The sequence below is a fragment of the Brachybacterium sp. JB7 genome, assembly GCF_003335205.1.
In the GTDB taxonomy this organism is placed as follows: Bacteria; Actinomycetota; Actinomycetes; order Actinomycetales; family Dermabacteraceae; genus Brachybacterium; species Brachybacterium alimentarium.
On the sequence record NZ_QPGN01000001.1, the window covers coordinates 484,311 to 508,504 of the forward strand.

The following is a 24,194-nucleotide window of genomic DNA, read 5'->3' on the forward strand; positions in this document are numbered from 1 at the left end:
TCGGGACCCTCCTACGACCCGGTGGCCCGGGGTGAGAACAGCAAGGTGAACCAGGACAGCAGACCATCGAGGCGGGCGCCGATGATCTGGACGAACGCCTGCCCGCCGGGAGTGGCCCAGAGCGCGACCGCGAGGGCCGCGAGACCGGCCAGTGCGAGCAGCACCAGCTGGAAGGTGGAGATCCTCTGACGGTACAGGCGGGAGACGCCCTTGGCGTCCACCAGCTTGGACCCGATGCGCAGGCGGGTGAGGAATGTCGAGCTCATGCCGGCGCGGCCCTTGTCGAGGAACTCCTCGAGGGTGCCGTGGGTGCCGACCGCGACGATCACGGAGGCGCCCTTCTCGTCGGCCAGCAGCATGGCGATGTCTTCGCTGGTGCCGGAGGCGGGGAAGAGCACGACCTGGTCGCCGAGGCCGAGGTCCTCGAGGCGTTCGGCGCCCGGGGCACGGCCGTCGCGATAGGCGTGGACGACGAGCTCTGCGCCGCTGCGCAGAGCGCGGTCGGAGACCGAGTCCATGTCCCCGATGATCATGTCGGGCCGGAACCCCGCGTCGATCACCGCGTCCGCGCCGCCGTCGACGCCGATGATTACCGGGCGGTTCTCCCGCAGGAAGGGCCTCAGCGTGGCGAGGTCCTCCTTGTAGTGATAGCCGCGCACCACGATCAGGACCGGGCGCCCGTCGATGGTCGTGCGCACCTCCGGCGCACCGATGCCGTCCAGCAGCAGGTCCCGCTCCCGCAGCATGTACTCCATGGTGTTCTGCGCGAACAGCTCCAGCTGCTCGGACAGCCCCTCGCGGGCGATCTGCTGGGAGACCATGATCGTGGCGTCGTCCTGCGCAGTGCCCTCGGCGATGACGGCGTCCTCGCACAGCACCTGGCCGCCGGACACGGTGATCGTCTGCCCGTCGCGCACCCCCTCGAAGACCTCGTCGCCCAGGGTGTCGACCAGCACGATGCCGGCGTCGACGAGGATCCGGGGCCCGGCGTTCGGATAGCGCCCGGAGGTCGAGGCGGACACGTTGAGCACTGCCGCGGGGCGACGCTCGACCAGCGCTTCGGCCGCCACCCGGTCGATGTCCTCGTGATCGATGATCGCGATGTCACCGAGGGCGAGACGCTTGGTGAGGTCCTTCGTGCGCTTGCCGAGCCGGGCGGTGCCGATCACCGCCGACTGCTTCGTGCTCATCGCCGGCGCCCCGTCCTGGCCGTCGTGCTGGCGGTCGTCGTGCCGGCGGTCTTCGTGCCGGCGGTCTTCTCACGGGCGTCCTCCAGCAGCTCCTCGGCGTGCGCGAGAGCGACGTCCGAGGCGGCGTCGCCGGCGAGCATCCGGGCGAGCTCGCGGATGCGTCCGGGACGGTCGAGGGTCTCGACGGTCGAGCTGGTGACGCCTTCGGTCGAGGTCTTCACGATCTGAAGGTGCGTGCTGGCATGCGCGGCAACCTGCGGCAGATGCGTGACGACGATGACCTGGGCGTGGCGAGCGAGCCGGGCCAGGCGCTGGCCGACGGCGAGAGCGGCACGGCCGCCGATCCCCGCGTCGATCTCGTCGAAGACGAACACGGGGGCCGCGGTACGGTCGCTGCGCGAGGAGGACAGGGCGACCTCCAGGGCGAGCATCACGCGGGAGAGCTCACCGCCCGAGGCGGCCTGGGCGACGGGCAGGTGCTCGGCGCCCGGGTGGGGTGCCAGCAGGATGGCGACCGCGTCCCGTCCGTGCGAGCGGTGGGCCTGGGCGGAGACGTCGACACGGATCGTGGCGTCCGGCATCTCGAGATGACGCAGCTCCTCCTGGACCGCGGTGGACAGGGCCTCCGCGGCGGCGGTCCTGGCCTCGGTGAGAGCGTCCGCGGCCGTATCGAGCTCGCCCTGCAGCGTCTCGAGCCGGGCCGCGACCGTCGCCCGTTCCTGCTCCGCACCCTCGAAGCGGTCCAGATCGATGGCCGCACCGCGGGAGGTCTCCAGCAGGGTGCTGATGTCCTCCGCCGGGCCGTCGGCACCGGGCAGCATGGCGCCGAGGTCGCGGACCAGCACCGTCAGCTCGTGCAGCCGTTCGTTGGCCTCCTCGATCCGTCCGGGTGAGGCGTCGATCTCCTCGGCGTAGCGAGTCATCTCCGCAGCCAGGTCGGACAGCTCGAGGCGAGCGGCGTCGAGCCGCTCCACGAGCGGGTCCAGGGTGGTGTCGGTGCGCGCGGCCCGGCCCAGGGCCTCCCCGGCGATGTCCAGCAGCGGACCGGCGGCGGGACCGTCGTCGTCGCCCACCAGGGCGAGGACGGCCTGGGTCGCGGCGCCGCGCAGCTCCTCGGCGTTGCCCAGCCGCTCGAGCTCGGCGCGCAGGGCGTCGTCCTCCCCCGGCTGCGGATCGGCCTGCTCGATGCGTTCGAGGGCCTCACGCAGGGCGGTGCCCCGGCGTTCGCGCTCGGCCAGCAGCTCGTCGAGCTCGGTGAGCTGCTCGGTGAGCTCGGTGCGCTCGCTCCAGATCTCCCGGTGGCGCTCCACCAGGGGCCCCACCTCGGCGGTCGCGAAGCGATCCAGCGCGATGCGCTGGGCATCGGGGTCGCGCAGCCGCTGCTGGTCGGACTGTCCGTGGACGGTCACGGCCGTCCCCACGAGTCGGGAGAGCGTGCCGATGGGCACGGGGACCCCGCCGATCTGGGCGCGGGAGCGCCCGTCGCGGGTCATCCGCCGCACCACGAGGACCTCGCCGTCGTCCTCCTCGGCTCCCAGCTCGTCCAGCGCAGCGGCGAGCTCGTCGTGCCCGGACATCGCCAAAGTGCCGTCCACCGTGCTCGAGCCACTGGTGCGGCCGCGGTCCAGGCGGCCGCCCAGGAGCATGGTCAGCCCGGTGACGATCATCGTCTTGCCCGCGCCGGTCTCTCCTGTCAGTGCCGTGAAGCCGGGACCGAACTCGAGCATGGCGTCATCGATCACGCCGATATGGCGGATGCGCAGGGTGGACAGCATGAGTACCTCTCAGCTCCTCAGCGACGACGAGGGCTGCGACCCCGCCAGCCGACGACCGGGAGCTGGAACTTCTCGACGAGTCGGTCGGCGAAGGGCGTCGCGCTCAGACGGACGAGGCGGACGGACTGGTCGGACAGACGGGCCTCGACACGCATTCCGGCGGTGATCTCGGCGGTGCGGCGGCCATCGAGGGTCAGGATGCCGTCCTCGCGGTTGTCGAGGGTCATCTCGATCGCGGCCTCCGAGGAGCGGCCCAGCAGCAGAGGGCGCGCGAAGAGCGCATGCGCGGCCAGCGGGATCAGCAGCATCGCGTCGACCTCGGGCCAGATCACGGGGCCCCCGGCGCTGAAGGCGTAGGCGGTCGAGCCGGTGGAGGTGGACATGACCACGCCGTCGCAGCCGAACGAGGAGACGGGGCGGCCGTCGATCTCGATGGCGACGTTGATCATCTTCAGACGATCCGCCTTCTCCAACGACGCTTCGTTGAGCGCCCAGTGGTGCTCGATCGCGTGGTCCTCGTCGTCCAGCACCTGCACGTCGAGAGTGGAGCGCTTCTCGATCTCGTAGTCGCCGTCCAGCAGGCGGGCCACCGTGATCGAGAGGTCCTCGACCTCGCTCTCGGCGAGGAAGCCGACGTGGCCGAGGTTCACGCCGTGAACGGGGACGTCGGCCTCGCGCACGGCTTCGAGCGCGCGCAGGATCGTGCCGTCGCCGCCCAGGACGATGCCGAGCTCGACGAGATCCGCGGCGGAGACCGCGTCCAGCACGTCGACCCCGCCGTTGGTGAGGAAGGTCAGCAGCTTGGGCGGAGCGAAGTCCTCGGGCAGGGAGAGGATCTCGTCGACCTGCTCGTCGACCACCACACCGCGCACTCCGCGGCGGGCGAGCTCCTCGAGCACCCGGAGCATGGCGCCCAGGGCGGCCCGACGGCCGGTGTGCACGTACAGGAGGAACCGTCGCATGCGTCATACCTCCTGGTCGGCGTCGTGGATCGCACGGTGGCGGGACTCGTTCCCGCGCACGGCGTTCTCGATCATGTCACAGGCCTCGGCGTCGAGCGCGCAGGTCACGCCGGTGGGGCGCAGATGCAGGAAGTACTCGCGGTTGCCGTCCTGGCCCGGCAGCGCGCTGGAACCCACCCCGCACAGGCCGAGCCCGACCTGCGAGGCTGCCGCGGCGACTCCGCGCACCGCGTCGATGCGCGCGGCGGGGTCAGTGACCACGCCCGTGCGCGGGAGGGCCGTGCGTCCCACCTCGAACTGGGGTTTCACCATCACCAGCAGGTCCCCGCCGCGCCGCACGACGCTCCCGAGGGGTGCGATGACGGTCCGCAGGGAGATGAACGACAGATCAGCGACCAGCAGGTCGACGGCAGGGCCGACGAGCTCCGGCGTGAGGTCGCGCACGCTGGTGCCGTCCAGGACAGTCACCCGCGTATCGCCGCGCACATGCGCGGCGAGCTGATCGTGCCCGATGTCGACGGCGAGCACCGACAGCGCGTCGCGCCGCAGGAGCACGTCGGTGAATCCTCCGGTCGAGGCGCCCGCGTCCAGGCAGCGTGCCCCCGACGGGTCCAGACCGAGTTCCTCGAGCGCGCCGATGAGCTTGTGCGCGGCGCGCGAGGCGTACTCGATCCCGTCGGGGACATCGACCACGAGCAGCTCGGCCTCCAGCGGGACCGGGATCGAGGCCTTCGCCGCCGGCCGACCGTCGATCCGTGCCCGACCTTCCTCGATGATGCGCCGGGCGTGGCTGCGGGAGCGTGCGAGCCCCGCCTCGAGGAGCGCGAGGTCCAGTCGCCGCCCGTTCACCGGTCGGTGGGGTGCTGCTCGGCGCCGTCGCGCCCCAGGAGGCGCCCGCTCCACGCAGCGTCCGGGCAGCGCACGGCGAGCAGCGCGAGGATCGCGCGCAGCGTGCGCGGGTCCTCGAGCTCCCCGCCGAGGACGATGTCCCCGTCCTGCCAGGAGGCGTGGACCGCCCCGCAGCGGGAGCGGTCGTCCTCGACGACGGGCAGCACGAAGGGTGCGGCGATCTCCGCGAGGTCCGGCAGGATGAAGCGGGGCCGACGCACGGGGTCCGCGCGCAGGGCTGCGTCGATGCCGTCGACTCCGGTCAGGACCAGCACGGAATCCATGCCGGCCCGCACCGCACCCTCGATGTCGGTGTCCAGACGGTCTCCGACGATGAGCGGACGACTCGCGTCGTGGTCCCGCGCGGCGACGGTGAACATCCCGGGTTCGGGCTTGCCGGCGACGTCGGGCACCGCGCCGGTGGCGTGACGGAGGACCGCGACCATGGAGCCGTTGCCGGGTGCGAGACCGCGCTCGGTGGGCAGGGTGGCGTCGATGTTGGTGGCCATCCAGCGGGCTCCGTGCCGGATCGCGTAAGCGCCCTCGGCGAGCATCGACCAGTTCAGGTCCGGGGTCCAGCCCTGCACGACGGCGACGACGTCCTCACTGTCCGTGGTGACCGGTGCGAGGCCGACCTCCTGGATCTGGGCCGCGAGGCTCGGACCTCCCACCACGAGCACCTTCGCACCGGGCTCGAGATCGTCTGCCAGCAGACGCGAGGCCACCTGCGGGGAGGTCACGAACTCGTCCGGCTCGGACGGGACGCCGACCGTCGCGAGATGGTCCGAGGCCTGCTGCGGCGTCCGCGAGGCGTTGTTCGTCGCGAAGACGACGGTACGGCCGGCGTCCCGCGTCTTCTGGACGGCCTCGGCGGCATGCGGGATCGGCACGGCCCCGTGCATGAGCGTGCCGTCCAGGTCGAACAGCAGCGCGTCATAGAGGTCGAGCAGTGAGGGTGCGGGACGACGCATCACGCCTGCTCCTCACTCGGCTCGGACTCGATGTCACTCCGGGCGGCGGGAGGAGCGCTCTCGGTCTCATGATCGCTCGCGTCAGCTGCTGCGTCGGCTGCCACCGCCTCGGAGTCCTGGGCCGAGCCGTCGGTCGAGCCGTCGGTCGAGCCGTCGTCCGAACCGTCGGCCGAGACGTGGTCCGCCGCGGCATCATCGGTCTCCTGCACGTCGTCCGCCGTCGGGTCGTAGGCGTCGAGCACGGAGACCGACTCGTCATCCTCCCAGGTCGGCTCCGGCGCGAGCGCGGGGCCCGGTCGCCCGAGCCGCTCAGCGGCGTCGGTGAGGTGCTCGGTGTCGGCATCCGCGGCAAGGGTCAGCCAGCGGGTGGACTCCTCAGGTCGTTCGGCGCGCTCGAGCAGGTCCGCATAGGCGACCCAGAGGCGCACCTGCCAGTGGCCGTCCACCTTGTGGCGCAGCGCCGGGATCTCGAGCGTCCGCAGAGCGGTCTGGATGTCACCGGTATCCGCGTAGGCGCCGGCCACCACGATCATCAGCTCGATGGCAGCGGAGACGCTGAGCGTCGATGCCTCGTCCGACGCCGCCAGATCCAGGGCCCTCTCCGGACGGCCGAGGCCGCGCTCGGAGTCGGCGATCAGGGGAAGCACATCGGTGCGGCCGGTGATCCTCAGCGACGTGCGCAGCTCCCGTGCCGCAGTGCGGAAGTCACCTGCGCGGTAGGCGAGGATCCCGTAGGTCTCGCGCACCCCGCCGACGCGACCGCCGATGCGCGCGGCGAAGCGGGCATGGGCCTGGGAGGTCTCGGGATCGGTCTCCTCGAGCAGATAGGCCGCGACCAGATGCTGGGCGACACGCTCCGCGGTCTCCTTGCTCAGTCCGCGCAGCTCTCCGCGGATCTCCTTGTCCAGTTCCCTCCCGGTGACGCCTTCGGGGATGCGCGGCTCGAAGGGGCGGTCCGCGCGTGCTTCCTGGCCCGGGCGGTTGCTCCGGCGGTCATCGCGCACGCCGGCCGAGCGCGTGCGGTCTTCGCGGTGCGGCCGATCGTCACGGCGCGGGCGGTCGTCACGGCTCGGGCGGTCGTCGCGGCGCGGGCGGTCGTCACGGCTCGAGCGGTCGTCCCGACCACGCGTCGGGCTCTGCCCGGCCCCCGACCTGTACCCGCCCGAGCGGTTCTCGGACCGGTATCCGTCGCCCCGGGAGTCGCCACGGAACGCGCCGCGATCGCCGCCACGAGCGCCCGTCCCTGAGCTCTGGCCGCGACGGTCATCGCGCGAGGACGAAGGGCGCGCGGAGCGGGAGTCCCGCTGATCGGGCCGGGAGGCGCCTGATGAAGCCCCACGTCGAGCGCCGTCCTCGCGGTTGACGCCGTTCCGAGGCCGGTCCGCACGATTCCCGCTGTAGCGCTGTGCGTCATCACGAGACGGGCGACCGCGGTACTCTCCCCGGCTGCGGGGCTCGTCGCCGGCGGGGCGGTACGAGCGCTTCTTGGCAGAACCCGACTGCTCGGTGCCGGAGCGCGAACGCTCATCGCGGCCGCTGCGGCCTGCACTCGTCTCGTAGGGTCGACGCGAGGCGGGCGAGTCTTCGCCACGTCCTCGAGGGGGGTAGCTCGACCGGGGACCGGACGAGCGGTCGTCATATCGCCGGCTGCCCCGGCTCCGGTCGCCGTGCCCGCGTTCGCTCTCGCTCTTGCTGTGCTCAGCCACGTGAATCGTCCGTCTCAATCTGTTCGCCCTATGCCGTTATCAATTGCCCACCTTAAGCGGTCCCTGGGATGAGACCGACGAGTAGATGATGATCCGTGACTGCTTTCACCGGACAGGACACGGACTCGTCACGAGCAGGTGCGACCGAGCACAGGGCCAGATGCCCACCGCTCCACCAGAGACGCAGGACGTCCCCATCCCGCGGCACCCATCCGTAAGGCGGCAGAGCCGGGGCGAATCGCAGGTTCCACGGCCGGGGATCACTTCGCAGACGCCAGCACACCGCGCAATCGCACGCACGCGCTCGTGCCTTCCCGCAGACCACGCGCAGAGGACAGGACCATGCACCATCCAGGAGCAGCGCCATGGACTCGCCGAACGCCGAGCTTCCCTTGCGCGCACCGGGAAACCCACGCACTCCGGACTTCGTCAGCGCTCGGACCACGCTCGGGAGAGACACGGAAGGGAAGGCGCCACGGACAGGCACGTCGACGTTCCGTTTTCGGGCGTGAAAAAAGGGAGTGGGAGGAGCGAAACCCGTGAAGGTCTCCAGCTCACTCCCACTCCCACAAAGATGTCCGGCGGCGACCTACTCTCCCACACCCTTCCGAGTGCAGTACCATCGGCGCAATCGAGCTTAGCTTCCGGGTTCGGAATGGAACCGGGCGTTTCCTCGACGCTATGACCGCCGTAACACGACGAGACTCAACCAGACCTCAACACCCACCACCCCCTACGGGACGATCAGTGTTCAGGAGTTGTTTCTCCAGAACCACACAGTGGACGCGAACAGCAGCAAACAAAAAATGTGTTGTTAAGTCATCGGCCATTAGTACCAGTCAGCTCCACACGTTGCCGTGCTTCCACATCTGGCCTATCAACCCAGTCATCTACTGGGGGCCTCTCACACCCGAAGGTGTATGGATATCTCATCTTGAAGCAGGCTTCCCGCTTAGATGCTTTCAGCGGTTATCCCTTCCCAACGTAGCCAACCAGCCATGCTCTTGGCAGAACAACTGGCACACCAGAGGTCAGTCCATCCCGGTCCTCTCGTACTAGGGACAGGACTTCTCAAATATCCAACGCGCGCAGCGGATAGGGACCGAACTGTCTCACGACGTTCTAAACCCAGCTCGCGTACCGCTTTAATAGGCGAACAGCCTAACCCTTGGGACCAACTCCAGCCCCAGGATGCGACGAGCCGACATCGAGGTGCCAAACCATGCCGTCGATATGAGCTCTTGGGCAAGATCAGCCTGTTATCCCCGGGGTACCTTTTATCCGTTGAGCGACACCCATTCCACAATGGAGTGCCGGATCACTAGTTCCTGCTTTCGCACCTGCCCGACATGTCTGTCTCGCAGTCAAGCTCCCTTGTGCACTTACACTCAACACCTGATTGCCAACCAGGCTGAGGGAACCTTTGAGCGCCTCCGTTACTCTTTAGGAGGCAACCGCCCCAGTTAAACTACCCATCAGACACTGTCCCTGATCCGGATCACGGACCGAGGTTAGGAATCCAAAACGACCAGAGTGGTATTTCAACAATGACTCCACACTCACTGGCGTGAATGCTTCCCAGTCTCCCACCTATCCTACACAAGCCGTTCCGAACACCAATATCAAACTATAGTAAAGGTCCCGGGGTCTTTCCGTCCTGCTGCGCGTAACGAGCATCTTTACTCGTAATGCAATTTCGCCGAGTTCGCGGTTGAGACAGTGGAGAAGTCGTTACGCCATTCGTGCAGGTCGGAACTTACCCGACAAGGAATTTCGCTACCTTAGGATGGTTATAGTTACCACCGCCGTTTACTGGGGCTTAAATTCTCAGCTTCGATCCGAAGATCTAACCGGTCCTCTTAACCTTCCAGCACCGGGCAGGCGTCAGTCCGTATACAGCGTCTTACGACTTCGCACGGACCTGTGTTTTTAGTAAACAGTCGCTTCTCCCTGGTCTCTGCGGCCCTCGGAGCTCTCACTCCTCGGGCCCCCCTTCTCCCGAAGTTACGGGGGCATTTTGCCGAGTTCCTTAACCACGATTCTCTCGAACGCCTTGGTATTCTCTACCTGATCACCTGAGTCGGTTTAGGGTACGGGCGACCGTATTCGTCACGCTGGAACTTTTCTTGGCAGTACAGGATCACTCACCTACGCCCATACGGGATCCCCATCACGTCTCACCCAATACGGCACCGCATTACCGGTGCTCGGGCTGCACGCTTAGACGGACTATTCCATTAAGTCCGCGGAAGCTACCTCTCTGCGTCATTCCTCGCGCTGACCTACTACAACCTTGGTTCCCAGCCTCACCAACCTCCACACCCCGAAGGGTATGGGGAAAGCTCGGGTGGTTAGCATCAGCTGCCTCGGTATGGGTCCTCCTACGATCGGTTCGGGAATATCAACCCGATGTCCATCGACTACGCCTGTCGGCCTCGCCTTAGGTCCCGACTAACCCAGGGCGGATAAACCTGGCCCTGGAACCCTTGATCAATCGGCGGACGGGTTTCTCACCCGTCTTTCGCTACTCATGCCTGCATTCTCACTCGTGCAGCCTCCACCACTGGGTTCCCCCGCGGCTTCGCTGGCTGCACGACGCTCCCCTACCCATCCAGACACAAAGTCTGAATGACACAGCTTCGGCGGTGTGCTTGAGCCCCGCTAAATTGTCGGCGCAGAATCACTTGACCAGTGAGCTATTACGCACTCTTTCAAGGGTGGCTGCTTCTAAGCCAACCTCCTGGTTGTCTCAGCAACTCCACATCCTTTTCCACTTAGCACACGCTTAGGGGCCTTAGCTGATGTTCTGGGCTGTTTCCCTCTCGACTATGAAGCTTATCCCCCACAGTCTCACTGCTACGCTCTCACGTACCGGCATTCGGAGTTTGGCTAAGGTCAGTAACCCGGTGGGGCCCATCGCCTATCCAGTGCTCTACCTCCGGCACGAAACACGTAACGCTGCACCTAAATGCATTTCGGGGAGAACCAGCTATCACGAAGTTTGATTGGCCTTTCACCCCTATCCACAGGTCATCCCCTCCATTTTCAACTGAAGTGGGTTCGCGCCTCCACGCGGTCTTACCCGCGCTTCACACTGCCCATGGATAGATCACTTCGCTTCGGGTCTAGAGCCGGCGACTGAACGCCCCGTTCAGACTCGCTTTCGCTACGGCTACCCCACACGGGTTAACCTCGCCACCGACCACTAACTCGCAGGCTCATTCTTCAAAAGGCACGCCGTCACCCCTCAAGGCTCCGACGGATTGTAAGCGCACGGTTTCAGGTACTATTTCACTCCCCTCCCGGGGTGCTTTTCACCTTTCCCTCACGGTACTTGTCCGCTATCGGTCAAGAAGTAGTATTCAGGCTTACCAGGTGGTCCTGGCAGATTCGCACCGGATTTCACGGGTCCGGTACTACTCGGGAACAGCGTCACGCCATGAACCAGTTTCGTCTACGGGGGTCACACCCTCTACGCCGTCGCACTCAACACGACTTCGACTACCAGAACACGTACACGTCGGACCGCCGGCAGACGACCCAGACACGTCCCACAACCCCTGACCTGCAACCCCTGCCGGGTATCACACAGACCAGGTTTAGCCTCCTCCGATTTCGCTCGCCACTACTCACGGAATCACTATTTGTTTTCTCTTCCTGAGGGTACTGAGATGTTTCACTTCCCCTCGTTCCCTCCACACCACCTATACATTCAGTGGCGGGTACCGCGACATGACTCGCGGTGGGTTTCCCCATTCGGACATCCTCGGATCACAGTTCGGTTGTCAACTCCCCGAGGCTTTTCGCAGACTCCCACGTCCTTCGTCGGCTCTTCTTGCCAAGGCATTCACCGTGCGCCCTTTAAAACTTAGGCAACACACAAAGACACAAAATCTTCAAAATTGCTTACAATGATGCTCGCGTCCACTATGTAGTTCTCAAGAAACAACCCCACACCAACACCAGCCCGCATACACGGCACCAGCATCAGGGAGGACCAGCCACACATCCCCGACTCCCCCAGCCACCACAGTGACCAAGCAAACCGAGAACTGCGTGCAGCCTCATAACCCAATAGCGTGTCTCCACCTCGAACCACCCGGCAACCCCTCGTTCCACACCCCCGAAGAGGTCGTACTAGAGAAGCCACACCGACTGGTGAAGCGCCTATCCGTTGATGTTCCACCCTTGAGCAACCACCCCCACCACACTCGGGCAGGAAAATGGCCACCATAATTGGTGATGCTCCTTAGAAAGGAGGTGATCCAGCCGCACCTTCCGGTACGGCTACCTTGTTACGACTTAGTCCCAATCACCGATCCCACCTTCGACAGCTCCCTCACGAGGATGGGCCACTGGCTTCGGGTGTTACCGACTTTCGTGACTTGACGGGCGGTGTGTACAAGGCCCGGGAACGTATTCACCGCAGCGTTGCTGATCTGCGATTACTAGCGACTCCGACTTCATGGGGTCGAGTTGCAGACCCCAATCCGAACTGAGGCCGGCTTTTTGGGATTCGCTCCACCTCACAGTTTCGCAACCCATTGTACCGACCATTGTAGCATGCTTGAAGCCCAAGACATAAGGGGCATGATGATTTGACGTCGTCCCCACCTTCCTCCGAGTTGACCCCGGCAGTCTCCCATGAGTCCCCGCCATTACGCGCTGGCAACATGGAACGAGGGTTGCGCTCGTTGCGGGACTTAACCCAACATCTCACGACACGAGCTGACGACAACCATGCACCACCTGTGAACCAGTCCGAAGAAAGCCACATTTCTGCAGCCGTCCGGTCCATGTCAAGCCTTGGTAAGGTTCTTCGCGTTGCATCGAATTAATCAGCATGCTCCGCCGCTTGTGCGGGCCCCCGTCAATTCCTTTGAGTTTTAGCCTTGCGGCCGTACTCCCCAGGCGGGGCACTTAATGCGTTAGCTACGGCGCGGAAAACGTGGAATGTCCCCCACACCTAGTGCCCAACGTTTACGGCATGGACTACCAGGGTATCTAATCCTGTTCGCTACCCATGCTTTCGCTTCTCAGTGTCAGTAATGGCCCAGAGACCTGCCTTCGCCATCGGTGTTCTTCCTGATATCTGCGCATTTCACCGCTACACCAGGAGTTCCAGTCTCCCCTACCACACTCTAGCCTGCCCGTACCCACCGCACGCCCGAGGTTGAGCCTCGGGTTTTCACGGCAGACGCGACAAGCCACCTACAAGCTCTTTACGCCCAATAATTCCGGACAACGCTTGCGCCCTACGTATTACCGCGGCTGCTGGCACGTAGTTAGCCGGCGCTTCTTCTGCAGGTACCGTCACTCTCGCTTCTTCCCTACTGAAAGAGGTTTACAACCCGAAGGCCGTCATCCCTCACGCGGCGTCGCTGCATCAGGCTTTCGCCCATTGTGCAATATTCCCCACTGCTGCCTCCCGTAGGAGTCTGGGCCGTGTCTCAGTCCCAGTGTGGCCGGTCGCCCTCTCAGGCCGGCTACCCGTCATCGTCTTGGTGAGCCATTACCTCACCAACAAACTGATAGGCCGCGAGTCCATCCCCCACCGAAAAACTTTCCAACAACCACCATGCGGCGGAAGTTCATATCCGGTATTAGCCACGATTTCTCGAAGTTATCCCGAAGTGGGGGGCAGGTTACTCACGTGTTACTCACCCGTTCGCCACTAATCAGACCGAGCAAGCTCGGTCGTCATCGTTCGACTTGCATGTGTTAAGCACGCCGCCAGCGTTCGTCCTGAGCCAGGATCAAACTCTCCATGAAAACATAGAAAAAATCCTGACAAACAACAAACAACCAGCATATAACTGCTGTATCATCCGTTAAAATTTGCCATCAAAATAATGGCATCAACAAACAGACACGCTATTGAGATATCAAACAACACGCGCACTCAGAACTCCGAGCCATCAGGCTCTTTGCTCCGGGGCAACCCTTATAACTTAGGGGTTCCGGTTCTCCATGTCAACTCGGAGGGAAGTGATCCGCGCCTCGCCGATCTCCGGAGAGATCCTCCGTGCCTGGTCAGGAGTGGAATCTCGGGACAGCCTCTCGGCCGCTCCTCGTTCCCGTTCTCCCGGGCACAAGGAAGAACATTACGCAGATCCAGTGGCGGCGTCAAGCTGGAACGGCCCTTCCGGCGGTGTCCTGCGCCACACACCGGGCCACCTGGACGAACACCCTGGTCAGGAGCTCATCTCGGGCCACCGTCGCCGTCCAGGGCGTCCGTGCCGGCGCGCTTGCTGCTCGGCGGCGTCCCACCGCGCCCGCTCAGCGCGGGGGCACGACTCCTCGGTGGAGGGCGACGATCCCCCCGGTGAGGTTTTGGAACTGGGTCCGCGCCAGTCCGATGGCCTCCATACGGCGGCGCAGGGTCTCCTGGTCCGGCCATTCGAGGATCGACTCCGCAAGGTAGTCGTAGGCCTCTGCGCTCGGGACCACCCGTCGTGCCATGGCCGGGAGCGCGCGCAGCAGGTACTTCTCGTACGCCTTGCGCCCGACGCGCGATGTGGGAGTGGAGAACTCGCAGACCACGACCCGCCCTCCGGGCCGGACCGCACGGACCATCTCGGCCAGCGCTCGCTCCGGGGTCTGCACGTTGCGCAGTCCGAAGGAGATGACGGCTGCGTCGAAGGAGCCGTCAGCGAAGGGCAGGCTCTGGGCGTCCGCTCCGATGAACGGCACCGGCGCCCCGCGGCGTCTGCCCTCGGTCATCATCCCCAGGGAGAAGTCCGCGGCGACCACCCGAGCACCCGCCCGCGCGATCGCCGTCGACGAGGTCCCGGTGCCGGCGGCGAGATCGAGGACCTCGTCCCCCGGCTGGATGTCGAGCGCGTCGACCATGGCGCTCCGCCACAGTCGTACCTGGCCCAGTGCGGCGACGTCGTTGACGAGGTCGTAGCGCGTCGCGATGCTGTCGAACATCCCGGCGACGTCGTACGGCTGCTTGTCGAGATCTGCTCGGGTCATGCTCCGATCCTGCCATGTGCACCGTCCCACGACGGACCGTTCTCGAGGGACGGCCGCTCCCCTGGCAGGATATGAGGCGGGGCCGGCGGATTCGCCGTCGGCACCGGTCCACGCATCACGAGGAGTTACCGATGTCCGATGCCCGCACCGCTCGAGCCGATACGATCCGCGGCCTGTCGATACCCCAGGAGATGCTTCCCGGGGACGGTCGCTTCGGTTCCGGTCCGTCCCGCATCCGCGACGCTCAGATGGAAGCCCTGAGCTCGGTCTCCCGCACGGTCATGGGGACGTCGCACCGGCAGGCGCCCGTCAAGCAGTACGTCGGCCGCATCCGTGCCGGGCTGCGCGAACTCTTCTCGCTGCCCGAGGGCTACGAGGTCGTTCTCGGCAACGGCGGTTCCACGGCCTTCTGGGGCGTCGCCGCCTGCGGCCTGGTCGAGCAGCGCGCTCAGAACCTGGTGCTCGGGGAGTTCTCGCAGAAGTTCGCCACCGAGCTCACCGCCGCTCCGCACCTCCGGGAGCCGGAAGTCGTCGCCGCGACGCCCGGCGCGCTCCCGGTGCCTGTCGCCCGGGACGACGTCGATGCCTACGCGTGGCCGCACAACGAGACCTCGACGGGTGTGATGGTCCCCGTGCAGCGCCCCGAGGGCGCCCGGCCCGATCAGCTCGTGCTGGTCGACGCCACCTCGGCCGCCGGCGGCGCGATGGTCGACATCACCCAGACCGACGCGTACTATTTCGCCCCGCAGAAGGCATTCGCCTCCGACGGCGGGCTGTGGCTGAGCATCCTCTCCCCCGCCGCGATCGAGCGTGCCGAGCGCCTCGCCGCCGACACTTCGCGGTGGATCCCCTCGTTCCTCTCCCTCACCAGCGCGATCGACAACTCGCGCAAGGACCAGACTCTCAACACCCCGGCCGTCGCGACCCTCGTGCTGATGGCTGAGCAGATCGAGTGGATGCTGGAGCAGGGCGGCCTGACGTGGGCGGACTCCCGCACCCGCACCACCAGCGGCATGCTGCAGGACTGGGCCGCCCGCCGCGACGAGGTCACGCCGTTCGTCACCGACCCCGGTGCGCGCTCGCAGGTCGTGACCACCCTGGACGTCGACGACGAGATCGACGCGACGGCCCTCACGACAGTGCTGCGACAGCACGGCGTCGTGGACGTGGAGCCGTACCGCAAGCTGGGCCGCAACCAGCTGCGCATCGCGACCTTCCCCGCCGTGGGCGAGGAGGACGTGGCCGCGCTGATCGCCGTCCTGGATCACCTGCTGGACCAGAGCGCCTGACCTCCTCCTGACCGCAGTGCATGCAGTACATGCAGTGCGGCCTGCGGGCGAAGGGCACGAGCACGAGGGCCGGACCACCTCCGCGGTGGTCCGGCCCTCGTGCAGGCAGCCGGCGGTCGGTCGGTGCACCGGTGGTCCGCTCGACCGGGACAGCACCGGCGGGCCTGAGGGTGTGCTCAGTCCGGTGACGAGAAGAGGGTGTCGCGCAGCAGTTCGGTCGCTGCCCGCAACGATTCCTGCTGGGCAGGTCCGGCCGCTTCGATCCGGGAGCGGAGCCAGGCATCGCGCTCGGCACGGCCGCGCACCACGACCTCCTCGCCGATCGTCGTGAGGGTCACCTGCACCTGCCGGCCGTCGCCCGGATGCGCCACGCGGTCCACGAAGCCGGCTGCTTGGAGCCGCCCCAGGAGTCGTGTCATCACCGGTGGACTGACGTGTTCGAAGTCCGCCAGGGTGCCGGGCGTCGACGGACCCGTGCGCTGCAGATAGGCGAGCACGGAGTACTGGGAGGCGGAGACGTCGTCGGATGCCGTGCGCGCACGCAGGACCCGTGAGGAGACCAGCAGGACCCGGCGCAGATCGGCCGCGAGCTCGGCGACCTCCTCCTGCGCCGTCTCCTCGGCAGCGCTCGGAGGCGGCGCTGCGTCGACCGGGTCCTGCCGCCTCCCGGGGCTCACAGCAGGAGTCCCTCGATCGCGCCCCGCAGGAAGTAGGCGATGAAGAGGGCAGCGATCACGTACATCAGCCAGTGCACCTGGCGGGCCTTGCCGCGCACCACCCGGATGAGCACGTACATGAGGAACCCTGCTCCCATGCCCACGGTGATGGAGTACGCGAAGGGCATCAGGATGATCGTGAGGAACGCCGGGATCGCGACCTCGACATCGGTGAAGTCGATGTCCGTCACCTGGGTCATCATGAGGAAGCCGACCATCACCAGTGCGGGCGTGGCGGCCTCGTAGGGCACGAGCGCCACGAGCGGGGACAGGAAGGTGGTCGCGAGGAAGGCGATGCCCACGACCACGGAGGCGAGACCGGTGCGCGCTCCCTCGGCGACTCCCGAGGTCGATTCGACGAAGCTGGTGTTCGAGGAGACGCCGCCGACACCGCCGGCGATCGCCGCGATCGAGTCGACCACGAGGATCTTCTGGGAGCCCTCGATCTCACCGTCCTCGTCGACGAGGTCGGCACCGGACGCCACGGCGACCATCGTGCCCATGGTGTCGAAGAAGTCCGCCAGCAGCAGGGAGAAGACGATGACGATCGCGCCGATGCCACCGGCTGCGGTCACGCCGCCGATCGGGTCGACGGTGAACAGCGTGGCGAAGTCGGGGGCCTTGATCGGGAACTCGGTGAGAGCGGGGACGTTCATCGCCCAGCCGCCCGGATTGCCACCGGCACCGGACTCATCGGCCGGGGAGAATCCGCCCAGGTGCAGGACCCGCTCGAGGACGATCGCGAGCACGGTCGCCACGACGATGGCCAGGAGGATCGAGCCGGGCACCTTGCGCACCCACAGCACGAACATCAGCAGCAGGCCCACCACGAACACCAGCGTCGGCCAGCCGGTGAGCGAGCCGTCGTTGCCCAGCTGCACCGGGGTGCCCGACGCGGTGGTCACGAACTTCGCGTTGAACAGGCCCAGGAACGCGATGAACAGGCCGATGCCGACGGCGATCGCGGTCTTGAGGAACGGGGGCACGGCGCTGAAGACGGCTTTGCGGAAACCGGTGAGCACGAGCCCGAGGATGACGACGCCCTCGAGGAGCACCAGACCCATGGCCCCGCCCCAGGTCATGCCGGGCAGCGGCACCACCGAGTAGGCCACGTAGGCGTTCAGCCCCAGTCCGGTCGCCAGGGCGAGTGGGAACTTCGCCCATGTGCCCATGAAGATGCTCAGCAGCCCGGCGATCAGGGCGGTGCCCGCAGCGACCGCGGCGAGGTTGGGCTCCTCCCCTCCTCCGAGGAACCTGCCCGTCGAGTCCGGCACGGTGCCGATGATCAGCGGGTTCAGCACCACGATGTAGCACATCGAGAAGAACGTGACCAGGCCACCACGGATCTCGCGGGCCACGCTCGAGCCGCGTTCGGAGATCTTGAAGAAGCGGTCGAGACCGTTGCGGGGCGCCGCTGTCGCGACGGGGGACGGAGACGAGGAGGAGTCTGCCTTCTGCATGGGAATGATCGTATCCGCCCGGTCGCGGCGCGGCCCCTCCCTGCTCCTCCCGTCAGCTGTGAGGTACGACCGGGTTCTGTGCCGCGAGCGAGTGCTGGAACCGGTAGTAGTCGCTGAGCTCGAGCTGCGAGGCGGCCGCCTCGTCGATCACGACGAGGACCTCCGGATGCAGCTGGAGGCTGGTGGCCGGCCAGCGGGCGCTGATCGCTCCCTCGACGAGCTGCGCGACCGCCGCGGCCTTGCCCTCCCCGGACGCCGTGAGCACGATGCGCCGGGCATCCCTGATCGTGCCCAGGCCCTGGCTCAGCGCGCGCACGGGCACCTCGGAGACGTCACCGAAGAAACGGGCGTTGTCCTGGATGGTCCCCTGGGTCAGGCCCACGACATGCGTGCGGGAGGCGAGCGAGCTGCCGGGCTCGTTGAAGGCGATGTGGCCGTTGGAGCCGATGCCGAGGATCTGCAGATCCACGCCGCCGGCCTCGCGGATCTTCTCGTCGTAGGCCGCGGCCTCGGCCGCGGGGTCCTCGGCGCTGCCGTCCGGCGAGACAACGGCGGCGTCGTCGATGTCGATGTGCGACGTGAAGTTCTCGCGGATGAAACGGTGGTAGCTCTGCTCGTGCCCGGCGGCCAGGCCCACGTACTCATCGAGCAGGAAGGCCCGGCTGCCGGCGAAGGAGAGCCCCTCCTCACGATGGCGACGGATCAGCTCCGTGTACGCCGGGACCGGCGAGGAGCCTGTGGCCAGGCCGAGCACGGCGCCGGACCCCGCGGCCCCGCGCAGGGTGCTCTCGATGGCGTCAGCGACCGCCTTCGCGCCCTCGGAGGCGTCGGCGACGATATGGATCTCCATGCGGTCCTGCCCTTCCGGCCGTATCCCTCCGCGCGGGATGTTTCCGCCTGCGGATGGTCGACCCTGCTCGTTCAATGCCAGGAACGATCATACTCGGTCATTCGCGATGAGCGCGCCCGCGTCAGCCACGAGCACCGCATGACGAAGCACTGCCACGACGAAGCACCGCCACGCCTCGCGTGACGGTGCTTCGTGGTGCCTGCGGGCGGGAGGAGGCGATCAGTCCGCGCCTCCCGGCCGGATCACTTCTTCTTGCCGGAGTTCGCGGCGTACTCGAACGCTGCGCGAGGGGTCGAGGACTGCGGGATGCCCACGATGTCCCGACGCGAGATCAGGTTGCTCGCCCACCCGGCGATGACGGCGGCCTTCCGGCCCAGCGTCGGCATCGCGTAGACGTGGTAGGCGCGCGCCATCGCCCAGGCCGGGAGCCCGCGGATGTCGAGCTCCTTGTCGGCCACGTTGAGGCGGCCGACGCCCTTGTACATGCCCAGGGTCGCCATGACACCGAGGTTCTTGTGGTAGTAGTCCACCAGCGGCCGGCCCTGCACAGAACGGGCGATGTTGTCGGCGACGCGCTTGCCCTGCCGCACGGCGTGCTGGGCATTGGGCGGGCAGAACTTGCCCTCGCCGGACGCCAGGTCCGGGACGGCGGCGCAGTCGCCACCGACGAAGACGTTCTCGAGCGGGCCGTCGGCGCCGTTGACCCGCAGATCGGCCAGCGCCTCGAGCTTGCCCATCATGGGGCCGCGCTCGGTGATGACCGGCAGATCGGAGGACTCGTCGTCGGAGAGCACCGGGTTGGGCTTCACGCCGGCGTTCCAGACCAGCAGACCGGTCTCGAACTCGTCGCCGTCGCTGGTCTTGATGAGACCGTCCTCGGCCGAGTTGAGGAAGGTCTCGAGCTTGACCTCGATGCCGCGCTCGCGCAGCTGGTTCAGCACGTACGCGCGCTGGTCCTCGGTGAGCTCGGGGAACACGAAGGGCGCCGCGTCGATGAGCACGAAGCGGATGTCCGACGCGTGCAGATCGGGGTAGTAGCGCAGTGCATCGCGCACCATGTCCTCGGTCTCTGCGATCGCCTCGCCACCGGCGAAGCCGCCGCCGATGAACGTGAAGGTGAGCAGACGCTTGCGGATCTTCGGATCCTTGGTGGAGGCGGCCTCGGCGAGGTTCGCGAGGATGCGATCGCGAACGGTGATCGCCTCCTCGACCTGCTTGAAGCCGATCGCGTTCTCCGCGAGGCCCGGGATGGGCAGCAGGCGCGGGACGGAGCCGAGACCGACGACGAGGTAGTCGTAGGAGATCTCGAGCTGCACGTCCTCCTCGATGGTCACCACGACGGTGTTCTCCGCACTGCGGATCTGCGAGACAGCACCGGTGACGACCTTGGCGCCCGCGAGCACCTTGCGCAGGGGCGCGAGGACGTTGCGAGGATCGATGCTGCCCGCGCCGACCTCGGGGAGGAAGGGCGCGTAGGTCATGTACGGGCGCGGGTCGACGACCGTGATCGCGACCTCCGTGCCGAGCGTCTTGCGCAGATCGGACGCAGTCGTCAGGCCGACGGAACCGCCGCCGAGGATCAGGACATGGGGCTTACCGCCGAAAGTGGTGTTCATGGACCACAGCCTAGAACCGAGGAGCCCTGCTGACAAAAACGACGCGCTCCGTGGACGCGCTCCGTGGACACTTCTGCGACGGTCCCGGCGGGCTCTGCTCCGGGGAGGCGGCGGCCCGGTATCAGGGCTGGCGGTCCAGCAGGTCCCGCGCGATCCCGTCGAGGATGTCGTGCTCGCTGGTGCGGGTCCGGGTGATGCCGGCCGCCGCAGAGACCCGCTGGACGATCCGCGCCCAGATCAGAGCGCCCGCGCCGATCACGTCGATGCGCCCGGGGTGGATGATGCGGTGCGCGGAACGCTGCTCGCGGGTCATGCCCAGCAGCTCGTGACAGAGGCGGGTGACGTCCTCGACGGCGAGGGCCGCCCCGTGTGTGAGGTCGGGTCGGTATTCCTCGTGGCCCTGGGCGACGGCAGTGACGGTCGTCACGGTCCCGGCGACACCGATGAGCACGGTCGCCCGGTCCAGGGGGACCTCGGCGGCGGCGAGATCCAGGAGCTCGTCGATGTCCGCAGTCGCGGACGCGATCTGCTCGGCCGACGGCGGATCGCTGACCAGGTGGCGCTCGGTCAGCCGGACCGAGCCCATGTCGAGGCTGATGCGGTGGGTCGGAGTGGTGGTGCCGAGCACCAGCTCGGTCGAGCCGCCGCCGATGTCCACCACCAGCCGCGCTCCCTCGTCGGGCAGGTCCGGGAGGGTGCTGACCGCTCCCAGGAAGGAGAGCGCAGCTTCCTCCGCGCCGCTGATCACCTCCGGCGTGACGCCGAGGATCTCGCGGATCCCCTCGATGAACTCGTCGCGGTTCGAGGCGTCGCGCGTCGCGGACGTCGCCACGAAGCGCACCGCGCCGGGTGCCACGCCGTGCTGATCGATCAGGCGCCGGTAGCCGCGTGCGGCCTCCAGGGTGCGCTCGATCGCGACCGGGTCGAAGCGTCCGGTGCGGTCCACCCCGAGTCCCAGGCGCACCATCTCCAGGCGTCGCTCGAGCTCGACGACCTCGCCGGTGCTCTCGTCCTGACGGACGATCAGCAGTCGGATCGAATTCGTCCCGCAGTCGATCGCTGCGACGGGCGCGCTCATCGGCCCTCCCCCGTTCCTGCCGTCTCCTGCGTCGTTGCGTGCAGCTCTGCGGTCCCGTCGACGTCCGCATCGCACCGGCACACCAGCTCCGGAAGCACTCCGTCGATCGTCGCGAGGACCTCGTCGGCCACCGGGTTGATGCCAGGCCCCTCGGCGAGGGCCTGCCCGGCCACGGCGTGCAGGCACTTCACGCGGGTGGGCATCCCGCCGGCGCTCACGTGGCGGACCTCCTCGGCGTCACCGATCTCGGCCCGCCGGGCGAGATAGCGCTCGTGCGCCCGCTGGTATCCGGCGGCCAGCTCCTCGTCGGCGGCGAGCCGCTCGGTCAGGTCGGCCATCGTGCCGGTGGCCTCGATGCGGGAGATGTCCAGCGTGAGCCAGGGCAGCGTGAGGTAGAGCGAGGTGGGGAACGGAGTGCCGTCCTCGAGCCGCGGGGACGTGCGCACCACGGCCGGGCGGCCGCAGCCGCAGCGTCGGGCGATCGAGACCACCCCGCGCATGTCCCGGCCCAGCTGACCCCTCATCACCTCGAGATCGTGCTCTGTCGCGGGAGTCTCGTAGGGAAGGGGCGGGAGTGCAGTCACTGGTCGGCGTCCTGATCGGTCGAATCGTCGGCGGGATCCTCGTCGGAGACGTCGTCGTCGGTCGAGCCGGTCTCGTCGGGGATGTCCTCGGGGGTCAATCTGCTGGAACCCTCGACGCTCTTCCAGAGCGTCGAGAACCACTCGCCCTCCTGGGCCTGCTCCGCGGCCTGCTCGGCCTCGGTCTGCGGGACGTCGTGCCCGGAGGTGTCGGTGAGCCGGTACTGGGTCTCCCCCGGCATCGCGAACAGCAGCCGCTCGCGGGCGCGGGTGGCGACGAACGCGGGATCCTCCCAGCGGGCGACCTGCTCGCGCAGGGTCTCCACGTCCTTCTCCTGGTTCCCGACCTGGGTCTGGAGCTCGGAGAGCTGCTGGCGCTGGGCCACATAGGAGTTCACGGTGGGAACGAGCGCGGCGAGGGCGATCACCACCAGTGCCACCAGGGCCAGGGTGCGCCGGGTGATGGTCACGCCGGGGCCGTCCTGCTCGGGGCCGCGCGGCGCCGTGCTGCGGGGCCGGGAGGCCGACGCCGGGCCTCGACCACGCGAGCCCGCGGCGTTCTTGGTGCCGTGGCGCGAGGAGGCGGAGGCGGACCGGGCTCCCGGTCCTGCGGCCGGTCGTGCTCCGGGGCGACGGGCCCCGGACGCAGCGACCGGGCGCCTCGCTGATCGCGGGGCACCCGGTCGTCTGCTGCTCATGCTGAGAGGCTACAACGTCCTGCTGGACTCTCCCGAACTCTTGTGAGCTCTCAGGCGGAGAAGCGCGGGAACGCGGAGGCGCCGGCGTAGCGCGCGGCGTCGTCCAGCTCCTCCTCGATGCGCAGCAGCTGGTTGTACTTCGCCACTCGCTCGCCGCGGGCGGGAGCGCCCGACTTGATCTGACCGCAGTTCGTGGCCACGGCGAGGTCGGCGATGGTGGTGTCCTCGGTCTCACCGGAGCGGTGGGACATCATCGCCTTGAAGCCCGCGCGGTGCGCGAGGTCCACGGCGTCGAGGGTCTCGGAGAGCGTGCCGATCTGGTTGACCTTCACCAGCAGCGCGTTCGCGGAGCCCTCGGCGATGCCGCGGCCCAGACGCTCCGGGTTGGTCACGAACAGGTCGTCGCCGACGAGCTGGACCCGGGCGCCGACGCGCTCGGTCATGGCGTTCCAGCCCTCCCAGTCGTCCTCGTCCAGCGGGTCCTCGATGGAGACCAGCGGGTAGGCGTCCACGAGCTCGGCGTAGTAGTCGATCAGCTCGGTCGAGGTCTTCTTCTCGCCCTCGAAGAGGTACGAGCCGTCCTCGAAGAACTCGGAGGCGGCGACGTCGAGCGCGAGGGCCACGTCCTTTCCGGCCTCGTAGCCCGCCTTGCCGATGGCCTCCACGATCAGGTCGAGCGCGGCGCGGTTGGACTCGAGGTTCGGGGCGAAGCCGCCCTCGTCGCCGAGTCCGGTGGCCAGTCCGCGCTCCTTGAGCACGGACTTCAGCGCGTGGTAGACCTCGGCGCCGACGCGCAGCGCCTCGCTGAAGGTCTCCGCACCGATCGGCGCGATCATGAACTCCTGGATGTCGACGTTGGAGTCCGCGTGGGACCCGCCGTTGAGGATGTTCATCATCGGGACGGGCAGGATGTGGGCGTTCGGGCCGCCCACGTACTGGTACAGCGGCACGCCGGCCGAATCCGCGGCGGCACGGGCCACGGCGAGGGAGACGCCGAGGATGGCGTTCGCGCCGATCGCGCCCTTGTTCGTGGTGCCATCGGCCTCGAGCATGACCTGGTCGATCGCGCGCTGCTCCTGGACGTCCATGCCCAGGATCTTGGGCTGGATGTCGGTGATGACCGCGGAGACGGCCTCTTCGACACCCTTGCCGAGGTAACGGGACGAGTCGCCATCGCGACGCTCGACGGCCTCAAAGGCGCCGGTGGAGGCGCCGGAGGGCACTGCGGCGCGAGCCACGGTGTCGTCGGAGAGGAGGACCTCCACCTCGACGGTGGGGTTGCCGCGGGAATCGAGGATCTCGCGGGCGTGAACGGCATCGATCAGAGCTGCCATGGGCTGTTCCTTCCTTCAGGAGAAGTTCGGTCACGTCCGGTCGGCGCTGACCGTCCGCCGACCATCCTAGGCGGTTCTGGGCCGGAACGCCGCCGACGCCCG

The 24,194-nt window shown here is 67.3% G+C and carries 16 protein-coding genes and 3 rRNA genes; 1 reads left to right on the forward strand and 18 read right to left on the reverse strand.

Annotated features, from left to right (window positions below; all coding sequences use genetic code 11):
- Window positions 1-11 precede the first annotated feature (11 nt).
- The 10 genes from steA to CIK81_RS02200 form a co-directional block, all read right to left on the reverse strand.
- Window positions 12-1,190 carry a putative cytokinetic ring protein SteA gene (gene steA, locus CIK81_RS02155; RefSeq protein WP_096164342.1) on the reverse strand — a complete coding sequence of 393 codons (1,179 nt, stop codon included), beginning with the start codon at window positions 1,188-1,190 and terminating at the stop codon, window positions 12-14.
- Window positions 1,187-2,965 carry a DNA repair protein RecN gene (gene recN, locus CIK81_RS02160; protein ID WP_096164341.1) on the reverse strand — a complete coding sequence of 593 codons (1,779 nt, stop codon included), beginning with the start codon at window positions 2,963-2,965 and terminating at the stop codon, window positions 1,187-1,189. The genes steA and recN overlap by 4 nt, the downstream gene beginning before the upstream one ends.
- Window positions 2,966-2,982: 17 nt before the next feature.
- A complete protein-coding gene (locus CIK81_RS02165; protein ID WP_096164340.1) occupies window positions 2,983-3,927 on the reverse strand; it encodes an NAD kinase in 945 nt (314 codons plus the stop codon).
- A 3-nt stretch (window positions 3,928-3,930) separates the two neighbouring features.
- Window positions 3,931-4,776: a TlyA family RNA methyltransferase gene (locus CIK81_RS02170; protein WP_114355309.1), complete on the reverse strand. Its 846-nt coding sequence runs from the start codon at window positions 4,774-4,776 to the stop codon at window positions 3,931-3,933.
- Window positions 4,773-5,786 (reverse strand): HAD-IIA family hydrolase, encoded by a 1,014-nt coding sequence (locus tag CIK81_RS02175; protein ID WP_241963883.1) that lies wholly within the window; start codon window positions 5,784-5,786, stop codon window positions 4,773-4,775. Before CIK81_RS02175 ends, CIK81_RS02170 begins: the two co-directional genes overlap by 4 nt.
- The gene (locus tag CIK81_RS02180) at window positions 5,786-6,790 is read right to left on the reverse strand and encodes a hypothetical protein (protein ID WP_241963884.1); all 1,005 of its coding nucleotides are present in this window, start codon (window positions 6,788-6,790) and stop codon (window positions 5,786-5,788) included. Before CIK81_RS02180 ends, CIK81_RS02175 begins: the two co-directional genes overlap by 1 nt.
- 1,278 nt (window positions 6,791-8,068) lie before the next feature.
- A 5S ribosomal RNA gene (gene rrf / locus CIK81_RS02185) occupies window positions 8,069-8,185 on the reverse strand.
- A 118-nt stretch (window positions 8,186-8,303) separates the two neighbouring features.
- A 23S ribosomal RNA gene (locus CIK81_RS02190) occupies window positions 8,304-11,366 on the reverse strand.
- A gap of 379 nt (window positions 11,367-11,745) precedes the next feature.
- A 16S ribosomal RNA gene (locus CIK81_RS02195) occupies window positions 11,746-13,264 on the reverse strand.
- The 16S, 23S and 5S rRNA genes sit together here, the layout of an rRNA operon.
- 507 nt (window positions 13,265-13,771) lie before the next feature.
- Entirely contained in the window at window positions 13,772-14,470 is a 699-nt protein-coding gene (locus tag CIK81_RS02200) for a demethylmenaquinone methyltransferase (protein WP_096166409.1), read from the reverse strand.
- Window positions 14,471-14,601: 131 nt separating this feature from the next.
- On the opposite strand from CIK81_RS02200, the gene serC reads away from it, so the two are divergent.
- Entirely contained in the window at window positions 14,602-15,759 is a 1,158-nt protein-coding gene (serC, locus tag CIK81_RS02205) for a phosphoserine transaminase (RefSeq protein ID WP_096166408.1), read from the forward strand.
- Window positions 15,760-15,935: 176 nt separating this feature from the next.
- Here serC and CIK81_RS02210 read toward each other — a convergent pair whose 3' ends face one another.
- From CIK81_RS02210 to eno, 8 genes are all read right to left on the reverse strand, one after another.
- Entirely contained in the window at window positions 15,936-16,436 is a 501-nt protein-coding gene (locus CIK81_RS02210; protein ID WP_096196983.1) for a MarR family winged helix-turn-helix transcriptional regulator, read from the reverse strand.
- Complete coding sequence (locus CIK81_RS02215; protein WP_096196982.1) at window positions 16,433-17,935, reverse strand: NCS2 family permease; 1,503 nt, start codon at window positions 17,933-17,935, stop codon at window positions 16,433-16,435. Before CIK81_RS02215 ends, CIK81_RS02210 begins: the two co-directional genes overlap by 4 nt.
- 52 nt (window positions 17,936-17,987) lie before the next feature.
- Window positions 17,988-18,785 carry a glucosamine-6-phosphate deaminase gene (gene nagB / locus CIK81_RS02220; RefSeq protein ID WP_096196981.1) on the reverse strand — a complete coding sequence of 266 codons (798 nt, stop codon included), beginning with the start codon at window positions 18,783-18,785 and terminating at the stop codon, window positions 17,988-17,990.
- A gap of 242 nt (window positions 18,786-19,027) precedes the next feature.
- Window positions 19,028-20,401 carry an NAD(P)/FAD-dependent oxidoreductase gene (locus CIK81_RS02225; RefSeq protein WP_096166404.1) on the reverse strand — a complete coding sequence of 458 codons (1,374 nt, stop codon included), beginning with the start codon at window positions 20,399-20,401 and terminating at the stop codon, window positions 19,028-19,030.
- A gap of 121 nt (window positions 20,402-20,522) precedes the next feature.
- Window positions 20,523-21,479, reverse strand: coding sequence for a Ppx/GppA phosphatase family protein (locus CIK81_RS02230; protein WP_096196980.1), 957 nt, complete (start codon window positions 21,477-21,479; stop codon window positions 20,523-20,525).
- Window positions 21,476-22,063, reverse strand: a complete 588-nt coding sequence (locus CIK81_RS02235) for a DUF501 domain-containing protein (protein ID WP_096166402.1) — start codon at window positions 22,061-22,063, stop codon at window positions 21,476-21,478. Before CIK81_RS02235 ends, CIK81_RS02230 begins: the two co-directional genes overlap by 4 nt.
- Window positions 22,060-22,758: a septum formation initiator family protein gene (locus CIK81_RS18310; protein ID WP_176485661.1), complete on the reverse strand. Its 699-nt coding sequence runs from the start codon at window positions 22,756-22,758 to the stop codon at window positions 22,060-22,062. The genes CIK81_RS02235 and CIK81_RS18310 overlap by 4 nt, the downstream gene beginning before the upstream one ends.
- A 50-nt stretch (window positions 22,759-22,808) precedes the next feature.
- A complete protein-coding gene (gene eno / locus CIK81_RS02245) occupies window positions 22,809-24,092 on the reverse strand; it encodes a phosphopyruvate hydratase (RefSeq protein ID WP_096166401.1) in 1,284 nt (427 codons plus the stop codon).
- Between the last annotated feature and the right edge of the window lie 102 nt (window positions 24,093-24,194).

Coding starts and splice junctions, on each gene's coding strand:
- steA (WP_096164342.1), bottom strand. CDS start 1,190: ATGAGCACGAAGCAGTCGGCGGTGATCGGCACCGCCCGGCTCGGCAAG.
- recN (WP_096164341.1), bottom strand. CDS start 2,965: ATGCTGTCCACCCTGCGCATCCGCCATATCGGCGTGATCGATGACGCC.
- CIK81_RS02165 (WP_096164340.1), bottom strand. CDS start 3,927: ATGCGACGGTTCCTCCTGTACGTGCACACCGGCCGTCGGGCCGCCCTG.
- CIK81_RS02175 (WP_241963883.1), bottom strand. CDS start 5,786: ATGCGTCGTCCCGCACCCTCACTGCTCGACCTCTATGACGCGCTGCTG.
- CIK81_RS02200 (WP_096166409.1), bottom strand. CDS start 14,470: ATGACCCGAGCAGATCTCGACAAGCAGCCGTACGACGTCGCCGGGATG.
- serC (WP_096166408.1), top strand. CDS start 14,602: ATGTCCGATGCCCGCACCGCTCGAGCCGATACGATCCGCGGCCTGTCG.
- CIK81_RS02215 (WP_096196982.1), bottom strand. CDS start 17,935: ATGCAGAAGGCAGACTCCTCCTCGTCTCCGTCCCCCGTCGCGACAGCG.
- nagB (WP_096196981.1), bottom strand. CDS start 18,785: ATGGAGATCCATATCGTCGCCGACGCCTCCGAGGGCGCGAAGGCGGTC.
- CIK81_RS02225 (WP_096166404.1), bottom strand. CDS start 20,401: ATGAACACCACTTTCGGCGGTAAGCCCCATGTCCTGATCCTCGGCGGC.
- CIK81_RS02230 (WP_096196980.1), bottom strand. CDS start 21,479: ATGAGCGCGCCCGTCGCAGCGATCGACTGCGGGACGAATTCGATCCGA.
- CIK81_RS18310 (WP_176485661.1), bottom strand. CDS start 22,758: ATGAGCAGCAGACGACCGGGTGCCCCGCGATCAGCGAGGCGCCCGGTC.
- eno (WP_096166401.1), bottom strand. CDS start 24,092: ATGGCAGCTCTGATCGATGCCGTTCACGCCCGCGAGATCCTCGATTCC.